This is a genomic window from Thioclava sp. DLFJ5-1, assembly GCF_002020115.1.
GTDB classification, from domain to species: Bacteria; Pseudomonadota; Alphaproteobacteria; order Rhodobacterales; family Rhodobacteraceae; genus Thioclava; species Thioclava sediminum.
In genome coordinates this window covers 377,223-395,111 of the sequence record NZ_MPZU01000002.1, presented here as the reverse complement: position 1 = coordinate 395,111, position 17,889 = coordinate 377,223, and the positions used below count along the sequence as shown (strand labels likewise).

At 64.0% G+C, this 17,889-nt stretch carries 16 protein-coding genes and 1 tRNA gene; 5 read left to right on the top strand and 12 right to left on the bottom strand.

All coding sequences use genetic code 11. The features are described from left to right. Positions 1–79 precede the first annotated feature (79 nt). The 8 genes from hflX to BMI86_RS09185 form a co-directional block, all read right to left on the bottom strand. Positions 80–1,366, bottom strand: a complete 1,287-nt coding sequence (gene hflX / locus BMI86_RS09220; protein WP_078540910.1) for a GTPase HflX — start codon at positions 1,364–1,366, stop codon at positions 80–82. Positions 1,367–1,399: 33 nt separating this feature from the next. Beyond that, complete coding sequence (gene hfq / locus BMI86_RS09215; protein ID WP_078521029.1) at positions 1,400–1,633, bottom strand: RNA chaperone Hfq; 234 nt, start codon at positions 1,631–1,633, stop codon at positions 1,400–1,402. Between the two features lie 149 nt (positions 1,634–1,782). Continuing rightward, on the bottom strand, positions 1,783–3,306 hold the full coding sequence (locus BMI86_RS09210) for a potassium transporter TrkG (protein WP_078520698.1): 1,524 nt from the start codon (positions 3,304–3,306) through the stop codon (positions 1,783–1,785). 12 nt (positions 3,307–3,318) lie between these two features. Beyond that, positions 3,319–4,695, bottom strand: coding sequence for a Trk system potassium transporter TrkA (gene trkA, locus BMI86_RS09205; protein WP_078520699.1), 1,377 nt, complete (start codon positions 4,693–4,695; stop codon positions 3,319–3,321). A gap of 217 nt (positions 4,696–4,912) precedes the next feature. Continuing rightward, entirely contained in the window at positions 4,913–5,989 is a 1,077-nt protein-coding gene (locus tag BMI86_RS09200; RefSeq protein ID WP_078541378.1) for an ABC transporter ATP-binding protein, read from the bottom strand. Between the two features lie 11 nt (positions 5,990–6,000). After that, positions 6,001–6,810 (bottom strand): ABC transporter permease, encoded by an 810-nt coding sequence (locus BMI86_RS09195; RefSeq protein ID WP_078540909.1) that lies wholly within the window; start codon positions 6,808–6,810, stop codon positions 6,001–6,003. 7 nt (positions 6,811–6,817) lie between these two features. Further along, positions 6,818–7,714, bottom strand: coding sequence for an ABC transporter permease (locus BMI86_RS09190; protein WP_078540907.1), 897 nt, complete (start codon positions 7,712–7,714; stop codon positions 6,818–6,820). A gap of 163 nt (positions 7,715–7,877) precedes the next feature. After that, on the bottom strand, positions 7,878–9,296 hold the full coding sequence (locus BMI86_RS09185; protein ID WP_078540905.1) for a PLP-dependent aminotransferase family protein: 1,419 nt from the start codon (positions 9,294–9,296) through the stop codon (positions 7,878–7,880). A 30-nt stretch (positions 9,297–9,326) separates the two neighbouring features. Here BMI86_RS09185 and BMI86_RS09180 point away from each other — a divergent pair, with 30 nt between their 5' ends. Next, positions 9,327–9,572: a DUF1127 domain-containing protein gene (locus BMI86_RS09180; RefSeq protein WP_246831678.1), complete on the top strand. Its 246-nt coding sequence runs from the start codon at positions 9,327–9,329 to the stop codon at positions 9,570–9,572. An 88-nt stretch (positions 9,573–9,660) separates the two neighbouring features. On the opposite strand, the gene BMI86_RS09175 is transcribed toward BMI86_RS09180, so the two are convergent. The 4 genes from BMI86_RS09175 to BMI86_RS09160 form a co-directional block, all read right to left on the bottom strand. Next, positions 9,661–10,398, bottom strand: coding sequence for a Hint domain-containing protein (locus tag BMI86_RS09175; RefSeq protein WP_078540901.1), 738 nt, complete (start codon positions 10,396–10,398; stop codon positions 9,661–9,663). A 210-nt stretch (positions 10,399–10,608) separates the two neighbouring features. Then, positions 10,609–12,885, bottom strand: coding sequence for a Hint domain-containing protein (locus tag BMI86_RS09170; RefSeq protein ID WP_078540899.1), 2,277 nt, complete (start codon positions 12,883–12,885; stop codon positions 10,609–10,611). Between the two features lie 869 nt (positions 12,886–13,754). Beyond that, positions 13,755–13,838: transfer RNA gene (locus BMI86_RS09165), tRNA-Leu, on the bottom strand. Positions 13,839–13,884: 46 nt separating this feature from the next. Then, a complete protein-coding gene (locus BMI86_RS09160) occupies positions 13,885–14,751 on the bottom strand; it encodes a neutral zinc metallopeptidase (protein WP_078540897.1) in 867 nt (288 codons plus the stop codon). A gap of 135 nt (positions 14,752–14,886) precedes the next feature. On the opposite strand from BMI86_RS09160, the gene BMI86_RS09155 reads away from it, so the two are divergent. Genes BMI86_RS09155 through BMI86_RS09140 form a run of 4 tightly spaced genes read left to right on the top strand, consistent with a single transcriptional unit; the run spans position 14,887 to position 17,839 of the window. After that, complete coding sequence (locus BMI86_RS09155; RefSeq protein ID WP_078540895.1) at positions 14,887–15,465, top strand: YqaA family protein; 579 nt, start codon at positions 14,887–14,889, stop codon at positions 15,463–15,465. Positions 15,466–15,473: 8 nt separating this feature from the next. After that, positions 15,474–15,968, top strand: coding sequence for a disulfide bond formation protein B (locus BMI86_RS09150; RefSeq protein ID WP_246831677.1), 495 nt, complete (start codon positions 15,474–15,476; stop codon positions 15,966–15,968). A 51-nt stretch (positions 15,969–16,019) separates the two neighbouring features. Continuing rightward, on the top strand, positions 16,020–16,922 hold the full coding sequence (locus tag BMI86_RS09145; RefSeq protein WP_078540893.1) for a PfkB family carbohydrate kinase: 903 nt from the start codon (positions 16,020–16,022) through the stop codon (positions 16,920–16,922). Then, a complete protein-coding gene (locus tag BMI86_RS09140; RefSeq protein ID WP_078540891.1) occupies positions 16,919–17,839 on the top strand; it encodes a pseudouridine-5'-phosphate glycosidase in 921 nt (306 codons plus the stop codon). Before BMI86_RS09145 ends, BMI86_RS09140 begins: the two co-directional genes overlap by 4 nt. Positions 17,840–17,889 lie beyond the last annotated feature (50 nt).

Here is a 17,889-nt window from a genome sequence, read left to right as displayed (position 1 = left end):
CGCCGAACGCCCGAAGCGTAAGCGGAGGGCCGGCGAAGTCAGCGAAGAGGGGCAGCGCCCCTGCCCCGGTCGACCCAGCCTACAGCGCCCGGAACCGGTTGCGCTGGCTGCCGGTCCATTCGACCTCGAAGTTCCAGCCCTCTTCGGTCTGGGTCTCGCCGCGGATCACGTTCTGTTCGTGCAGCCAGGCGCGCTTGCGCCCATCCGCGAAGCGGAGCGTGATTTCCTCGTGGTAGCGCTCTTCGGAAAGCTTCTCGTCGATCGCCGTCAGAAGGGCGTCGAGTCCGTCCCCGGTCAGCGCCGAGATCGCCTGCAGATCGGGCTCGCGGGCTTCCTGCACCATCAGCGCGCGGCGCTGATCGGGCGGGACGGCGTCCATCTTGTTCCAGACCTCGATCAGCGGCACTTCCTTGGCGACGCCCAGCTTGGCGAGAATGTCGTTCACATCCTCCGCCTGTTCTTCGGTCTCGGGATGCGAGATGTCGCGGACATGCAAGATCAGATCGGCTTCCAGCACCTCTTCCAGCGTCGCACGGAAGGCCGCGACAAGCTGCGTCGGCAGGTCCGAGATGAAGCCCACCGTGTCGGACAGGATCACCTTGCGCCCGGTGGGCAGCTCCAACCCGCGCATCGTCGGGTCGAGCGTGGCGAACAGCATATCCTTCGCCAGCACTTCCGCCCCGGTCACGCGATTGAACAGCGTGGATTTCCCGGCATTGGTGTAGCCCACCAGCGCCACGATCGGGAACGGCACCTTGCGGCGCGCGGCGCGATGCAGCTCGCGGGTCTTCACGACCTTCGCAAGCTGGCGGCGCAGGCGCACGATCTGCTCGTCGATGGCGCGGCGGTCGGCCTCGATCTGGGTCTCGCCGGGGCCGCCGACGAAACCGAGCCCGCCGCGCTGACGCTCGAGGTGGGTCCAGGCGCGCACCAGCCGCGTGCGCTGATAGCTCAGTGCGGCCAGCTCCACCTGCAACACACCTTCACGGGTGCGCGCACGGTCGGCGAAGATTTCAAGGATCAACCCGGTCCGGTCGAGGAGCTTCACCCCCCATTCCTTCTCGAGGTTACGCTGCTGCACCGGCGTCACCGGTCCGTCGATGAAGACGAGGTCGATCTCGTTCGCTTCCAGCCGCGCCTTGATCTCGGCGAGCTTGCCCTGACCGAACAGCTTGCCCGGCTCGGGCTTGCGCAGCTTCACGATCTCCTCGCCGATGACCTGCAGATGCGGCAGGGCCGCGGCCAGCGAGACCGCTTCGGACAGCGCGAATTGGGGCAAGTGCCGTTGGCCCTCTCGCGACGGGATGTCGGGATGGATCACGTAGGCCCGGGTATCGGGCGTCTCGGTAGAGGTCGTTTCGCTCAAGATATGTATCGCTAAAGCCGCGTGTCGCGACGCTTAGTCGTCGCCTTCGTAAAGCGAAATAGGCTGTCCCGGCATGATCGTCGAGATCGCATGCTTGTAGACAAGCTGAGATTGCCCATCGCGGCGCAGAAGCACGCAGAAGTTGTCAAACCAGGTGATGACACCCTGCAGCTTCACCCCGTTGATCAAAAATATCGTGACCGGAACCTTCGTTTTGCGAACGTGATTGAGGAATGCGTCCTGCAGGTTCTGTCTATCGCCAGCCATATTGTTCTTGCCCTTGTTCGTGTCTCGCGTCCGGGCGCCTGCGTCAAAGACACCCATTTGATTCAAGTATGCAGTGCAGAGCGGGAGATTCCAGCCCAAAAAACAGTTTGTTAGGCCCTGAGCCAGAATTTGCGTATCAAATCCGGGATTCAGGAGCGCCAGAACTCGGGGTTGAAGAGCGCGATGATGGCCAGCGTCTCGAGCCGCCCAAGCACCATGGCGAAGGCGAATATAGCCTTGATGGGCTCGCTCAGATGGGCCCAGCTCAGCGGCACATCCGCCGCAATCCCCGCCAGCGGACCGGTATTCGACAGCGCCGCGATCGTCAGAATCGTCGCCGGTTCGAAAGACAGGCCGAACAGCGAGACTGCCATCATCACCCCGCCGATCGAGATCGCGAACAGCATGAACACGATCCAGCTGATATAGGCGCCCTCCCGGCGCAACCGGCGCGCCATCATGCCGCCGCCCGCGATGGAGTTCGGGTAGATCAGCTTGTCGAGTTCGCGCTCGCCGTGGCGCAGCAGGGCATAAACCCGCAGCAGCCGCACCCCGCCCGCCGTCGTCGCGACCCCGCCGCCGATGATCGCAAGCCCCGCGAGGATCAGGCCCGGCGTGCCCAGTCCCGACCAGTCGCGCGCGTCATGCCACGCCGACGATTCGAAGCCGGTCGTGGTCAGGAAGGACAGCGAGGTGAACAGCGAGCCCCAGATCGATTTGAAGATCGCGCCGAAATCGCCCGGCGTGCGCACTTCCAGCGCCGCGATCCAGTGACGGATGAAGAGAAACAGCGGCACGAGGATCACCAGCGCTGCAGCCAGACGCAGTTCGGGATCGTCGATCAGCTTCGGCGAGGCGCGCAGCTCGCCCCCGCCCGGCCAGAGCCTGCGCGACAGCGCCGGAAGAAAGAACACGAAGATCACCATCTCGCCCGCCATGCCGGAGCGCGCATTGGCCATCCCGCCCACCGGCGAGATCCCCGAGGTCGACAGCGTCGACATCGCATGGATCAGCGCCGTCAGCGACCGATCCCCCGCCATCAGCAGGCAGACCCACAACAGGACCGTCAGCCCGGTATAGATCGGCGCGAGCGACACCGCGTAATGGGCAATGCGCTCGGACATCTCCGCCCCGCCATCGGCCGCCGGGGCCGCGGCGGCCGGAGCGCCCGAGGGACCGCCCGAGAAGAACACCTCGAACCCGCCCAGCCGCATCGGCGCGAGAACCGCGATCGCCATCACGAGGATGAAGAACCCACCCATCCAAGCGACCAGCCCGCGCCACAGATGGACCGACCCGACCAGCCGGGTGGGCTCGTAGAGCGTGCCGCCGGTGGTCGTGAAGGCCGAAACCATCTCCCACCAGCTGTTGAAGAACGAGGTGTCGCGCACCGCGACATAGAACGGCACCGCCAGCATCAGCGGCAGCACGGTGAAGGCGGCGAGCATGATCAAAAGGCTCGCCCGCCCTGCCCGCGCAGGTCGCGGGTTCGATCCGTTGGCCAAGCCGATCAGCGCGGTCGCGAAGAGAAACAGCGTGGCCGAATAGAAGAACGACCGCGCCGTATGGTGATGATGGGTCAGAAGCGCATGGATCGCTGGCACATACATCGCCAGCGCCGAAACTCCCATCAGGAGGATCGGCAGCGGCAAGGCCTTGATCATGCGTTCCATGCGGAGCGGCCCTTAGAAGAAGTCGATGGAGACCTGCAACAGGCGCTCCACTTCGGGCACATCGGAGGTCAGCGCGAAAAGGACCACGATATCGCCTTCTTCGATGCGGGTATTGCCGGTGGGTTTGACGATCTTGTCGCCCTTGCGGATCGCGCCGATCAGCACGCCTTCGGGGAAATCGACGTCGCGCACCGCCTTGCCCGACATCGGCGAGGTGCCCATCACCTGCGCCTCGATCGCCTCGCCCTCGGCATCCCCGATCGAGTAGATCGCGCGCACCCGGCCATGCCGGATATGGCGCAGGATCGAGGACACGGTCGTCGCGCGCGGGTTGATATAGGCGTCGATATCGAGCGCACTCAGCAAGGGCGCCAGCGTGGGATCGTTGATCAGACAGATCGCCATCCGGCAACCCGCCTGCTTGGCGCGCACCGAGACGAGGATGTTGGTCTTGTCGTCATCGGTGATTGCCAGAACCGCATCGGCGGTGGCGATATTCGCCTCCTCCAGCAATTCCGAGCTCATCCCGTCGCCATTGAGCACGATGGTCCGGTCCAGTGCATCGGCGGCCTTCTCGGCCTGCGCGCGCGAGCGTTCGATGATCTTGGCGCGCACCCGCTCGGTCCGCGCTTCGAGCGCCTTGGCCACGCTGAGACCCACATTCCCGCCGCCGATGATGACGATGCGTTCCTGCTTCTGGGTCGACTTGCCGAAGATATCGAGCGTCCGGTTCACGTCCTCTACATGGGCGAAGACATAGATCTGATCGCCCGCAAACAGCTGATCGCCCGGCTCGGGCGCGAACAGCCGCCCCTCGCGGCGAATGCCCACCACGACCGCGCGCAGCGTCGAAAACAAATCGGTGAGCTGGCGCAGCGGCGTGTCGAGCACCGGACAATCCGCATCCAGCTCGATCCCCAGCAGCTGCAGCTGCTCGTCGAGGAAGCTCTCCGTGTCGAAGGTCGAGGGTGCCGCCAAGCGGCGCAGCGCGGCCTCGGCCACCTCGCGCTCGGGCGAGATGATCACGTCGATCGGCAGGTGATCGCGCCGGTAGAGATCGGAATATTGCGGCTGCAGATAGCTTTGCGCCCGAATGCGGGCGATCTTGCGCGTGATCCCGAAGACCGACATCGCGACCTGACAGGTCACCATATTGACCTCGTCCGAATGGGTCGCGGCGATCATCAGATCGCAGTCGCGCGCCCCGGCCTGCTCGAGAATATCCGGATGCGAGGCGAAGCCCACCACGCCCTGAACGTCGAGCGTATCGGCCGCGCGCCGCACCAGTTCCGGATTGGAATCGACCACCGTGACGTCGTTGCGTTCGCCCGCCAGATGGCGCGCGATCTGCCAACCGACCTGACCCGCACCGCAGATGATGACCTTCATGGCAAATGCCTCCGCGCCTCACTTGGCCCCTATCTAGGCCGCGTTGCCGGGGGTGGTCAAATGGCAAACGTGCAAGGCGCACGTCGCGGCGAAAACCTAAGCCCCTTCCTCTTGGGTAAAATATCCCGGGGGGCTCCCGAAGGGAGCGGGGGCAGCGCCCCCTCTTTCTTTATTTATTGTCGCCCTCCGGCAACGGGGGCACCGCCCCATGCCCGCTTCACCGGAACAGCACCAGCGCCCCGGGCGACCATGCGACGCGGGTGCGGGTGCCGACCTCCAGCACGGGGCGCCCGAAGACATTGCGCATCGAGATGCGGACCGGCTTTTCGGTCCCGTCGAGACGCACGTCGTAATAGGTCATGTCGCCGTAATAGACGACTTCGTCGATCGTACCGGGCGCCTCGCGGTCCGAGGCCTGTTGACCTTCGTAAAGAAGGGTTAGGGTTTCCGGACGGAACCCCACCGCCGCGCCATCGCCCGCGGGCGCGCTCGAAATCTGGCTCGGCGCGACTTCGAGCCGACCGAGTCCTGCGACCTCGGCCGTCACCCCATCGCCCGGCCCGTCTGTCACGGAGGCGGGCAGGAAATTCATCACCCCGATGAAATCGGCCACGCGGCGCGAATTCGGTCGGCCATAGAGCACTTCCGGATCGGCGAGCTGGGCGATCTCGCCTTCGAACATCACCGCGATCCGGTCCGACATGACCAGCGCCTCTTCCTGATCGTGGGTCACGAGAACGAAGGTGATGCCGACCTCACGCTGCAGCTTGATCAGCTCGACCTGCATCTGCTCGCGGATCTTGCGGTCGAGCGCGGAGAGCGGCTCATCGAGCAACAAAACCTTAGGCTTAAGGATCAGCGCACGGGCTAGCGCCACACGCTGCCGCTGCCCGCCCGAGAGCGCATGGGCCGCGCGGGCGCCGTAGCCCGAAAGCCCGACCATCTCGAGCGATTCCTCGACCAGCTTGGCTTTCTCCGATTTCGAGCGCGGATCGCGGCGCAGGCCGAAACCCACATTCTCGGCCACGCTCAGATGCGGGAAGATCGCGTAGGACTGGAACACCATGTTCGTGGGCCGCTTGTTCGGCGGCACGCCCACCATCGTCTTGCCGTCGATCAGCACCGCGCCTGAGGAAATCTCCTCGAACCCCGCGATGGTGCGCAGAAGCGTAGTCTTGCCACAGCCCGACGGACCGAGCAGCGAGAAGAACTCGCCCGCGCGGATCTCGGCGGTGATGCCGCGCAGCGCGTGATAATCGCCGTAATATTTGTGAACGTCCTGAAAGGCGATCATCGGTTTATCGGTCACAGGAAACCTCCGGTATCCTTGGCGCCGGTCCGTTTGACCCCGCGCCGGCGGAAGAATTCGGCCACGCTCAGAAGCAGGATCGAGGCCGCGACGAGGCAGGTGCCAAGCGCCATGATGACCGGGATCGCCGAGGGGAAACGCAGCTGGGAAAAGATGTAGGTGGGCAGCGTGGGCTGATTGCCCGCGAGGAAGAAGGCCACGATGAACTCGTCGAGCGAGATCGTGAAAGAGATCAGGAAGGCCGAGATGATGCCGGGCATCACCAGCGGCAGAACGATCAGCCGGAAGGTCGACATCCGCGTCTCGCCCAGATCGACCGCCGCCTCTTCGAGCGACTGATCCAGCGTCGCAAAAGCCGTTTGCAGCACCGCGATCGCATAGGGCAGCGAGATGATCACATGGCCCAAAATCACCGTCGCGATCGACAGGTTCACCTTCAGCACTTCGAGCATCACCAAGAGCAGCGACATCCCCATCAGGATATCGGGCAGCACCATCGGCAGCAGGATCAACCCCATGATCCCGCCCTTGCCCTTGAAGCGGTAGCGCGTCGAGGCGCGGGCGGCGAAAATCGCAAGGATCGTGGCGCCGGCGGACGAAGTCAGTGCGATGATCAGCGAATTCGACAGCGCGTGGCGTAGAGTGTCATTCTCGGCCATCTTCGCGAACCAGTCGGTCGTGAAGCCTTTCAGCGGAAAGGCGATGATCGTGCCGTCATTGAAGGCGAATAGCGGCAGCAGGAAAATCGGCGCATAGAGAAAGATCAGGTAAGCGATCGCGTAGATCTTGAGGGACGGGATTTTCATGCGCGGCTCACTTTCCAACCTTGAGGAAGCGGCGGTTGAGCCACAGGTACACCAGCGACAGCGCGGCGACCACCAGAAGCGAGCTGACCGCGATCGCCGAACCCATGGGCCGGTTGTCCAGCGGCAGCATCTGCGCCTGAATGAGGTTCGCGACCATCGGCATCTTGCCGCCCCCGATCAGCTCGGGCGTGACGTAATCGCCGACCGTCGGGATGAAGACGATCAGGGTCGCGGCCACCACGCCCGGCATCGCCAAGGGCAGCGTCACACGCAGGAAGGTGCGCCAGCGGCTCTCGCCCAGATCCTGCCCCGCCTCCAGCAGCGAGCGGTCGATCTTCTCGAGGCTCACGAAGATCGGCAGGATCGCAAACGGCGCATAGGCATGGGCCAGCGTCAACGCGATCGCCCCCACCGAATTGAGCATCTGCAGCGGGTCCGCGATCAGCCCGTTCGGCCCGATGATCCCGATACTTTCCAGCGCCGAGTTGATCACGCCGTTATAGCCAAGGATCACCTTCCACAGGAACACGCGGATCAGATAGGAGGTCCAGAAGGGAATCGTGATCAGGAAGATCCACCGCGCCTTCTGGTTCGGTGCGAGACCGAAGCTCAGATAATAGGCAATCGGGAAGGCCAGCGCGACCGTGATCAGTGTCACCAGCCCCGCCACGAAAAGCGAACGGACCAGAATCACGCGAAAGATCGGATCGGTCCATGTGGCGATGTAATTCTGCAGGGTGAATTCATGCACCACCGTCAGATAGCCGTCCTGGAAGAAGGAATAGGCAAGGATCGTGATCAGAGGCGCAGCCAGCAAAAGAACGGCATAGAGGAAGGGCGGCGAGATCAACGCATAGCCCTGCGCGGACTCGCTGCGCAGCCAGCTCTCCCCTTTACCCGCCATCCAACTCTCCCGATTTGCACCCGTCTCGGGCGTCGTTGGATGTCACGAAAGCACAAGGGCGCGGGCGTGAAAAGAGGGCAACCGCCCCTACTCGCGTAAGGGCAAGGCAGGTGCCGTAAATTTGTGCAGCGTGCCGCGGCGGCGCTGCGTCAGGCTTCGGCCCTCAGACCGGCAGATCGTCGGGCATCCGCTCCAGCAGCCCCGTCAGCGTGCGCAAAGCCGTGCGGAAGCGCTCCTCCGGCACCGAGCCCGCCATCGCGATGCGCACCGCGTTGGGCGCCTGCCCATCCTGCACGACATATTCGTCGGCCGAGCGCAGCAGCACGCCTTCCATCTCGGCCATGCGCGCGAAGGTGGAGCCGCGCCAGCCCATCGGGAGTTTCAGCCAGAGGAAGCTCAGCCCCGGCAGCCAGTTGAAATCCTGGCCCGCCAGCGATTGCACCGTCATCTGCAACCGCCGCCCCATCTCCTCCTGCGCGGCGTAACGCAGGCGCATGGCCTCTCCACTCTCGAACAGCAGCGCGACCATGTCGGTGATCGGACGCGCGAGACCGAAGAAGCTGTGCTGGGCGGCTAGCCGTCCCACCTCGCCCATGCCCCCGGGCGCGGCCACAATGCCGAAACGCATGCCCGCCGAGATCGTCTTCGACAGCGAGGTGACATGCCAGCTGCGCTCCGGTGCGATGACGCGGAAGCTCGGCAGACCCGTGACCGGCGCGGTGTAGCAATCGTCCTCGATGATCTGCAGATCGTGGCGGCGCGCGACCTCGGCCAGCGCTTCGCGGCGCGCCGCGTCCATCCGCCCCGCCGTGGGGTTCTGCGCATCGGGCGTGATGCAGACGATCTGGCCGCCATGTTTGCGACAGGCCGCGTCGAGCGCATCGGGGATCATCCCCTGCGCGTCGATCGCGACCGGATGCACCTCGGCGCGGTTGAGCCGCGCCGCGTGCCGGAAGCCGGGATAGGCCAGCTCCTCGATATAGACGCCGGGACGGTCGCCGCGCAGGCAGGTCTGCATCACGAGGTTGATCCCGTTCTGCCCGCCATGGGTCAGCACGAGATCGTCGGCATTGAGCTCCGACGCGAGCGAGCAATCCTTCGGGAACCAATCCATCACCGCCTCGCGGCAATAGGCGTCGCGGCGAAGGCCGGGATATTGCAGATAGGTCTTGCCGATGTCGCGGGCGGCTTCGGTCATCGCCCATTGTAACGCTTTTGTCTGGCCGACATCGGGCAATTGTGGCGATCTGAGATTGACCAGATCGTCCGGGGTGGCGTCGATATCCTCTCCGGTGTGGCGATAGAGCGGCTCTCGAGGACCGAGTCGCTGCGTTTGTGTCGATACAAAGGTGCCACGCCCCACCTTGGCCTCCAGCAACCCCTCCTGCGTGGCGATCTGATACCCCCGCGCGACGGTGCCGGGCGTGACCCCCAAAGACCATGCCAAGTCTCTGACTGTAGGCAGTTTTGTGCCCGGCTTGAGATCGCCACGGCGGATGCCTTCGCGCAGCGCGCGGACCAGCGCGAGATATTTCGGGCCGGAGATATGGGCGAGTTCGGGAGACCAGCTTGTATCAGTCACAATATTTCTCTGGTTGCCTAAAAGGAGTCATTGTATCCCTTCTATAGCAACAAATACCACATTGTATCAATACAGAAAGGCATCGCAATGTTTACCCTGTCGCGGACCCGTCCCGTTCCCGCCCGTCATGGCCGTCTGAGCCTGATCGCGCGCGTTGCGCGCGTCCTCGAAGCGCGCCGTTCGCGGGTGGCGCTGGGGAAACTCGATGACCATCTGCTCGAAGATATCGGAATCAGCCGGGAGATTGCCCGGCAAGAAGAGCGCCGCTTCCTGTGACGCGAACGATCCGGGCATTCCCCTGACCGGAATCGTCTTTTGGCCGGGCCTCAGCGCCCGGCTCTTTTTTTTGCCGTTTAGTGGAAGCTCACTCGCTGGACTGCATCTCGGCCGGTGCGGCTCCCGCATCGCGCCGTGACAGGTCGGGGCGCAGCGACAGGAGCTCCGCCCGCTGCGCCGCATCGAAGCCTGCCAGCATGGCGGTCTCGGGTCGGAAACTCTCGACCCACACCCCTTCACAAAGCAGCATCTCCGGCGCGTCGAGCAGCAGTTGCAGATAGCGCACGCCGCCCTCCGCGTGATCGACCGCGACCCCGTCCAACCCGACAAGCTCTTGTGCCGTCATGACATTTCCGCGCAGCGGCGCAAGCAACCGGTGATTGGGCGAGACGCGCAGATCCTGCGCCGGATGCCCCTCGCCAAGCGCGCCCGCACGGATGCACACCGGGCGCAGCAGCGGATTGAGCGCGAGATCGGTCTCGGTGAAGACGCGCGATCCGATCCAGCGCAGCTGCTGAACGCCGGACTCCCGGGTCACGAGCCGGGCGCCGGGGCGCAAATCGCCCGCCGCGACGGCGCCAGCCTCGGTCGCCACGCGCGTCTCGGGCGTCACGCAGGGAATGGCCGCACGAAACGCCGCGATCGAGCCGGAAAACACCGCCTCGCCCGCCGCGTCATAGCCGCTGATATGGCCGTCGGTCTCGTCATGGCTGTCGAATTCGAGACGCAGCGCCTCGGTGCGCGCCATCGCGGTGCAGCGCAGGCCCTGAGCCGGCGATTGCGCCAAAATCTCCGCGATATCCGTTGCGCGCATGCTCCGCGTCATCCGATCCTCCTGCCTCCCAACAGTCGAGATCCAGAATGCCACGATAGCGACAAAACTCTAAGGCGAAAACGTGTTTTACCACTTCTACGTGTGGAGTAGCGGAAACGAAGTGTTCAAGTCGCGGAAACAACACAAAAAACGCCGCGCCCGGGGAACCCCCAGACGCGGTCGCTATTTTCGCTCTGGCGAAGCCCCGGCGAGGCGCGCGACCTAGCTCATCAGCAGCACGCTCGCTTCGTGCTTCTTCAGCGTCTTGCGCGCCGCATGATAGGCATCGCGGCCCTTCGCGGTCTGCAGGTCGGGGAAGATCTCGAAGATTTCCTGCCGCTGCGAATTGCCCATGCCGCCCAGAGTCTGATCGCCGGGCTGGAAGCTTTCGGTCCAGGAACCGTTGGCGAGCAGCACTTCGTGGCGGTCGAACATGAAGTGCAGGTAGCTGGTGCCCAGCGTCTCCACCGTGTCGACGCCCTGATTGGCGACGAGATGCTTGGCCGCGACGAGAACCTCATGCTCTTCGAAATAGAGCGCGGTCTTGTCATTGGCGACGAGCATCCGGTGGTTCGGCGAGACCATCATGTCGCGCTCGGGCAGATCGTTGCCCAGCGAGCCCTTGCGGATCAGCACTGGCTTGAGATGCGGCGCGTGCTGCAGGCGCTCGCGGCTCATCTCGGCGCGGCCCGCCCAGCGAACGACCTGAATGCCGTTATCGCGGGTCAGAACCTTGTCGCCTTCGCGCAGCGTCTCGGCCGGAACTTCGCCACGCGGCGTCGCGATCAGCGTGCCCGGCGTGAAGCAGGGAATGACATCCTCCATGTTGGAGAATTCGAGCGTGCCGGTGACATTGCCGCTGCCATCGAGGAAGTCGACCGTCCCGGCATAGGTGCTGACACCCGAGACCGGGTCGTAATCGGTGACCGTCGAGTGGACACGCAGCGGGCCCGCGCCCTGCAGGTCGAGCGTGTCGTAATCGTCGCCGCCCTCGCCACCGTCGAGCGTGTCGCCGATGCCGTCCTCGGACGAGCCGACGATGAACAGGTCGCGATCGTCGCCGCCATAGACAGTGTCGGCATCCGCGCCGCCATCGAGCGTATCGTTGCCTTCGCCACCGTCGAGATGGTCGGCCCCCGCGCCACCTTCCAGCGTATCCTCGCCCTGCTGACCGTAGAGCACGTCATCGCCCAGACCGCCCATGATGCTGTCATCGCCGGGCTCGCCCGGGTCGTCTTCCACCGGGCAGGTGTCGTAGGTCATGTCGGTGATCGAGATCGCCTGATCCGTATCGCCACCGTTCGAGTAGGCGATGGTAAGCTTCGCGGTCGGATCGTTGATCGTGACCTTGACCGAGCCGATCTTGTCGTCTTGATCGAGATGGCCGGTGTCCTGATCGCCGCCGGTGATCGTGTAAGTGCCGTCCCCATTGTCGGTGACGGTCTGGTTGCCCTCGGGATCGATCGTGATGTCGACCGGGTTGCCATCGGCGTCGACCGCGGAAAGCGTCACGATATCAACGTGATCGTCATAGCTGTCGGAGCGGTCGAGATCGTTGATCCGGAAGCTCAGCCCCTGAACTTCGCCGGTGTAATCGCTGTTGTCCGACGAGAAGGTCAGAACGGTCGTCGAAGTCGGCGAGACGCCATCCCCGCAATCGCCGCCCGCACCATAGAGTTGCAGCGCCGAGCAGCTGTCGAAGTTCTCGCCCGCTTCGGTATATTGCGCGGCGGTGGTCAGAGTCGCCTTCGCACCGTAATCCTGCGACTGGAAGTCGAAATGGACTTTGGTCTCGCCCAGATCGACGGTCTGGTCCTTCACCTCGCCGCAATCGGTCTGGAAATGGCTCCAGTCCACGGTCTCCGAGACCGGATCGCAGGCCGGACCACCCGCGGGATCGTTGTCGCCATAGATCGTGTCGTTGCCAGCATCGCCTTCGAGCGTGTCGTTTCCGCCCTCGCCAAAGATCAGGTCGTTGCCATTGCCGCCCTCGACGGAGTCGTCGCCCTGACCGGCATAGACCGTGTCATTGCCGTCGCCCGCGATGATGTAGTCGTCATTCGGCGCGGCCCCCGGCAGGATCGCGTCGTTATTGTCGACCATGTCGCCTTCGGGATCGCCGGTATATTCGTCATCGATCAGATCGCCGCCGGAGGTGCCTTCGACGATGCCGTCGGGCGCGCTCACGTCGATCGTGACGGTCGCGGTATCGTAGCCGCCCTGCCCGTCATAAATCTGGTAGGTGAAGCTGTCGGTGCCGGAATAGTTGGGATCGGGCGTGTAGGTGATCGTGCCATCGGCATTCACCGTGACCGAGCCATGCGCCGGATCGCTCGCCCAGGTCACCTTGAGCGGATCGCTGTCGGGATCGCTGTCATTCGAGAGCACGGCAATCGTCTGCGCGGTGTTGTACTTCACGTTCGCGCTGTCGTTGACAGCGTTCGGATCGGAGTTCTTGTCGCAATCATCGTCGTCGTGATGATAGTAATAATAAGTCATCCCCAACTCTCCTTTACCGTCCGCTTGGCTCCGTGGCCCCGCGCCGTGTCTTCCCTTTGGCGCAAAGCGGCAGCGCCATGACGTGGCCGGACCCGAAGTCCGAACGTGAATGTCGAGAAGAATTGGCCAGCGTCAGCGCGCGCGGGCGCTGCCAGCAAAGTCGCCGCAGATCGCTCCGCGTCTCCTTTGCCCTAAAGGTCGAGGCCGTTATGGATCGGTCCCCTTGGCAGCGCCGGGCGAGCTCTCTTTCGACAACTCTTCTCTTCGGCCACCCCCATGGCCAAAAGCCCCCCAGCAGGGCTTGGCCTCAATTTGCCCTTCTGATCGCCACAAAGAAAAGGGGAATTTGCCGCTTTCTTGCCTCATTTCGGGGGATTGCTTGAAAAACGAGCACCAATAATCCGAATCGCGAAGTACCTGTTTTCAAACGACGTTTCTATTTTGCAAAAGATCGACCTATCTTTTTGTCGGAAAACTTGCCAAAGTTTTGCCACATTTAAACTAAGGGTTGTGTGGCGATTGTATGGCCTGTCTTAAAAGGCGAAAAACTGTCTTCAATTTAGCGACAATACCTTGATCGATTTGTTTCCCGGAGCGGCCTAAATCGCGACCATATTTCTGCCGCGAATATGTCCCAATTGTCCTCATTTGCGCGGCAATCCGGCATCCGATGCCCGTTTGTTCTGAGAACGAAACGAGATTTCTCCGAATCATCTTTTGATAACCACGTTTCACGATGCCGGGTTCTGCCCCAATTTCGCCCGATTTGGACAGAGCCCCCCGGGCACGGAAAACACCCGCGCAGGACATGCGCAAAACGCGCCGGTCGGATCACCGTCGGCGCATGGATCTGTCATTTTCGGAAGGTCTGGTGCCCGAGGTCGGATTCGAACCGACACGCATTGCTGCGGCGGATTTTGAATCCGCTGCGTCTACCATTCCGCCACTCGGGCCCAGTTCGAGTCCTCTAGCGCGCAGCCGCGCCCGAGGCAAGTACGCTTAGAGGTTACGCGTTGAAAACGTGTCGCATTGCTTGAGATCTCCGCTCTGATAGCCCCGCTCGAACCAGCGCTGCCGCTGGGCGGAACTGCCATGGGTGAAGCTGTCGGGCATCGGCACCCTGCCCGCCTCGCGCTGCAGCGTATCGTCGCCGATCTGCGCGGCGGCGTTCATCGCCTCCGAGATGTCGCCCGGCTCGATCGCGCCAATCTGATCCTCGGCGCGGCGCGCCCAGATCCCCGAGAAGCAATCGGCCTGCAACTCGATCCGAACCGAGAGCGCGTTGGACTGAGCCTCGGAGCTTTGCGCGCGCACTTCATTAACCTTACTGAGAATCCCCAGCTCATCCTGCACATGATGGGCCACCTCATGCGCGACCACATAAGCGGCGGCGAAATCGCCCCGCGCACCGAGCTGCTGGCTCAGCGTGTCGAAAAACGCCGTGTCGAGATAGACCTTCTGATCGCCCGGACAGTAGAACGGCCCCGTCGCACCGCTCGCATTGCCGCAGGGCGATTGCGTGATGCCACTATAGAGTACCAGCACCGCCGGATCGTATTGCCGCCCCAGCTCGGATTGGAACACGTCCTGCCAGACCTCTTCGGTATCGGCCAGCGTCACCGAAACGAAATCGCCCATCGCCTTCTCGCGATCGCTCAGCTCACCCGATTGCGTGACCACCTGCCCCGAGCCGCCCGACCCGCCGTCAAGCAGCGGCGTCAGATCGATCCCGAGGAAATAGGCCACCACGACGATCGCGACGACGCCCAGGCCACCGCCACCCAGACGGATCGCGCCGCCCCCTGCCCTGCGCTGGCCGCGCCGGTCTTCGATATTGCGGCTGCCGCGCCGCCCTCGCCATTGCATTCGCGAATGCCTCCCTCGCTTTTACGTGAAGTCTAGCGTGAGGCCGGGAAAAGCAAAGGTGCAACGCGCGTGACTTGACCTCGCGGCCCGCGCAGGAGATGAAGCGAACCGAGCAGCAAGGAAAAGGATGCCGCCATGATCCGCCGCATCTACGACTGGACGATGGCCCGCGCGAGCCACCCGCATGCGATGTGGTATCTCGCCGCTGTCGCCTTCATCGAAGCCTCGGTCTTCCCGATCCCGCCCGACGTGCTGATGATCCCGATGATCCTCGCGCGGCCCTGGGCGGCATGGCGCATCGCACTGGTGGCGACCCTGTCGTCGGTCGCGGGCGGCTGTCTGGGCTATCTGATCGGCTACGGTTTCATGGATGCGATCGGCAAGCCGGTGCTGGATTTCTACGGCAAGGCCGACGATTTCAACTCGCTCGCGGCCCGGTTCAACGAGATCGGCGGATGGGCCGTGCTGATCGCGGGCGTCACGCCCTTCCCCTATAAGGTGATCACGATCTTCGCCGGCGCCACGAACCTGAGCCCGGTGCTCTTCCTCGGCGTCTCCTTTGTCGCCCGGGCGCTGCGCTTCTTCGTTGTGGCGGGGCTCTTGTGGAAATTCGGCGAACCGATCAAGACCTTCATCGAGCGCTGGCTCGGCCCGCTCTTCACCATCTTCGTCATCCTGCTGATCGGCGGGTTCTATCTTCTGAAATATCTCTGAGGCCCCCGATGCAAGATCGCATGCAAAACCTGACCTCCTTCCGCAGCCTCGTAGGCCTTGCCGCCGCGGGTTCCGCCTTCGTACTGGCCGGGGCCTTCGTCTTTCAGGCGTTCGGCTACGCGCCCTGCCATCTGTGCCTGCTGCAACGCTGGCCGCATCTGGCCGCCGCGATCATCGGGATCGTGATCCTCACCTTCCGCCTGCCCGGCTGGACTGCCCTTCTCGGGATGCTGGCCGCGCTGACCACCTCGGTCATCGGCTTCTATCACTCGGGCGTGGAGCGGAAGATTTTCGAAGGGCCCACCGATTGCACCTCGAGCGCCGTGGACACGACCGTCTCCGCCGCCGATCTGCTCAAGCAAATCAACGACGCCCCGCTGGTGCGCTGCGACGAGATTCCGTGGGACATCTTCGGCATCACCATGGCGAACCTCAACGCGGTCGGCTCGCTCGTGCTGGCAGGCATCTGGCTCTGGGCTTTCCTGAAATCGCGCCGCGCCTGAGCGGGGGCAAAGCCCCTTGCTCCGCCCGGGAAACCGCGCCAAGAACCGCGCATGAGCGAATCCAGACCTGATATTCTGTGCATCGGTTCGGTCCTGTGGGACATCATCGGCCGCGCCTCCGTGCACATGCATGAAGGCTCCGATGTGCCGGGGCGGATCGAACGGCTGCCCGGTGGGGTCGCGATGAATATCGCGATGACGTTGCGCCGCTATGGGCTGAAGCCTGCGGTACTGACCGCGCTGGGGCGCGACAGTCAGGGCAACGACCTGATCCAATCCGCCGAGGTGCTGGGCGTCGATTGCAGCTATCTCTACCGCTCCGACGATCTGCCGACCGACCGCTATATGGCGATCGAGGGCGCGAACGGGCTGATTGCGGCCATCGCGGATGCGCATTCGCTGGAAGCTGCGGGCGAGAAGATCCTCGCGCCGCTCGCCGATGGGCGGCTCGGAACGGAAAACGAGCCGTGGATCGGCGCCATCGCGCTCGACGGCAATCTCACCGAGGCGCTTCTGAGCCAGATCGCGCATTCGCCGCTTTTCGCCAAGGCCGATCTGCGCGTGGCCCCCGCCAGCCCCGGCAAGGCGGAACGGCTGACGCCGCTGCTGACCCATCCGGCGGCGACGCTTTACGTCAATCTCGAAGAGGCGGGCATCCTGTGTCAGGGCAGTTTCGACAGCGCTGAACATGCCGCCGAGACCCTGCTGGAACGCGGGGCGCAGCGCGTGCTGGTGACCGACGGCGGCAAGGCGGCCGCCGACGGCAGCGCTGCGGCAGGCAATGTCATCGCTTCGGCCCCGCCCCCTGTCCTCGTGACCCGCGTGACCGGCGCGGGCGATACTTTCATGGCCGCGCATCTCGTGGCCGAACAGCGCGGCGCGGATCGCATGGAGGCGCTCGAGAGCGCCCTGACCGCCGCCGCGCGCTATGTTTCCGGAGAACTCGCCACATGACCGCTCCCCTCACCTTCGCCGCCGAAGTCGCTGACGCAAAAGCCGAAAACCGTCCCATCGTCGCGCTGGAATCGACGATCATCACCCACGGGATGCCCTATCCGCAGAACCTCGAGACCGCGCAGGCGGTCGAGGCCGAGATCCGCAAGGCGGGCGCGGTGCCGGCCACGATCGCGGTGATGGGCGGCAAGATCCATATCGGGCTGGAGCCGGAAGAACTGGAAACGCTGGCTCAAACCAAAGTCGCGATGAAGGTCAGTCGCGCCGATCTGGCCGTCTGCCTCGCGAAAGGCGCAACCGGGGCCACCACCGTTGCAGCCACCATGATCTGCGCGCACCTCGCGGGCATCGACGTCTTCGCCACCGGCGGGATCGGCGGCGTGCATCGCGGCGCGGAAGACAGCTTCGACATCTCCACCGACCTTCTGGAACTGGCGCAGACCCCGGTCAGCGTGGTCGCGGCGGGCGCCAAGGCGATCCTCGACCTGCCGAAGACGCTCGAAGTGCTGGAGACCCATGGTGTGCCGGTCATCGCTTATGGACAGGACGCCTTCCCCGCCTTCTGGTCGCGCAATTCCGGCCTGCCCGCGCCGCTGCGCGCAGACAGCGCAGCCGAGATCGCGAAGTCACAGCTCGCACGCACAGCCCTCGGTCTGCCGGGCGGTCAGCTGATCGCGAACCCGATCCCCGAAGCGGCCGAGATCGCACGTGAGGAAATCGTGCCGGTCATCGAACAGGCGCTGCAAGAGGCCGAGGCGCAGGGCATCGCCGCCAAGGCGGTCACGCCCTTCCTGCTGTCGCGCATTTTCGAGCTGACCGAAGGCCGCTCGCTCGAGGCCAATATCGCCCTCGTTCTGAACAACGCCCGTCTGGCTGCCGCAATCGCAGGCGAAATCATCACAGCGCGGGCCGCCTGATACGCGGCCCATTGCCCATCGTGGCGGCGCTGCCTAGATAGCAGGCAACG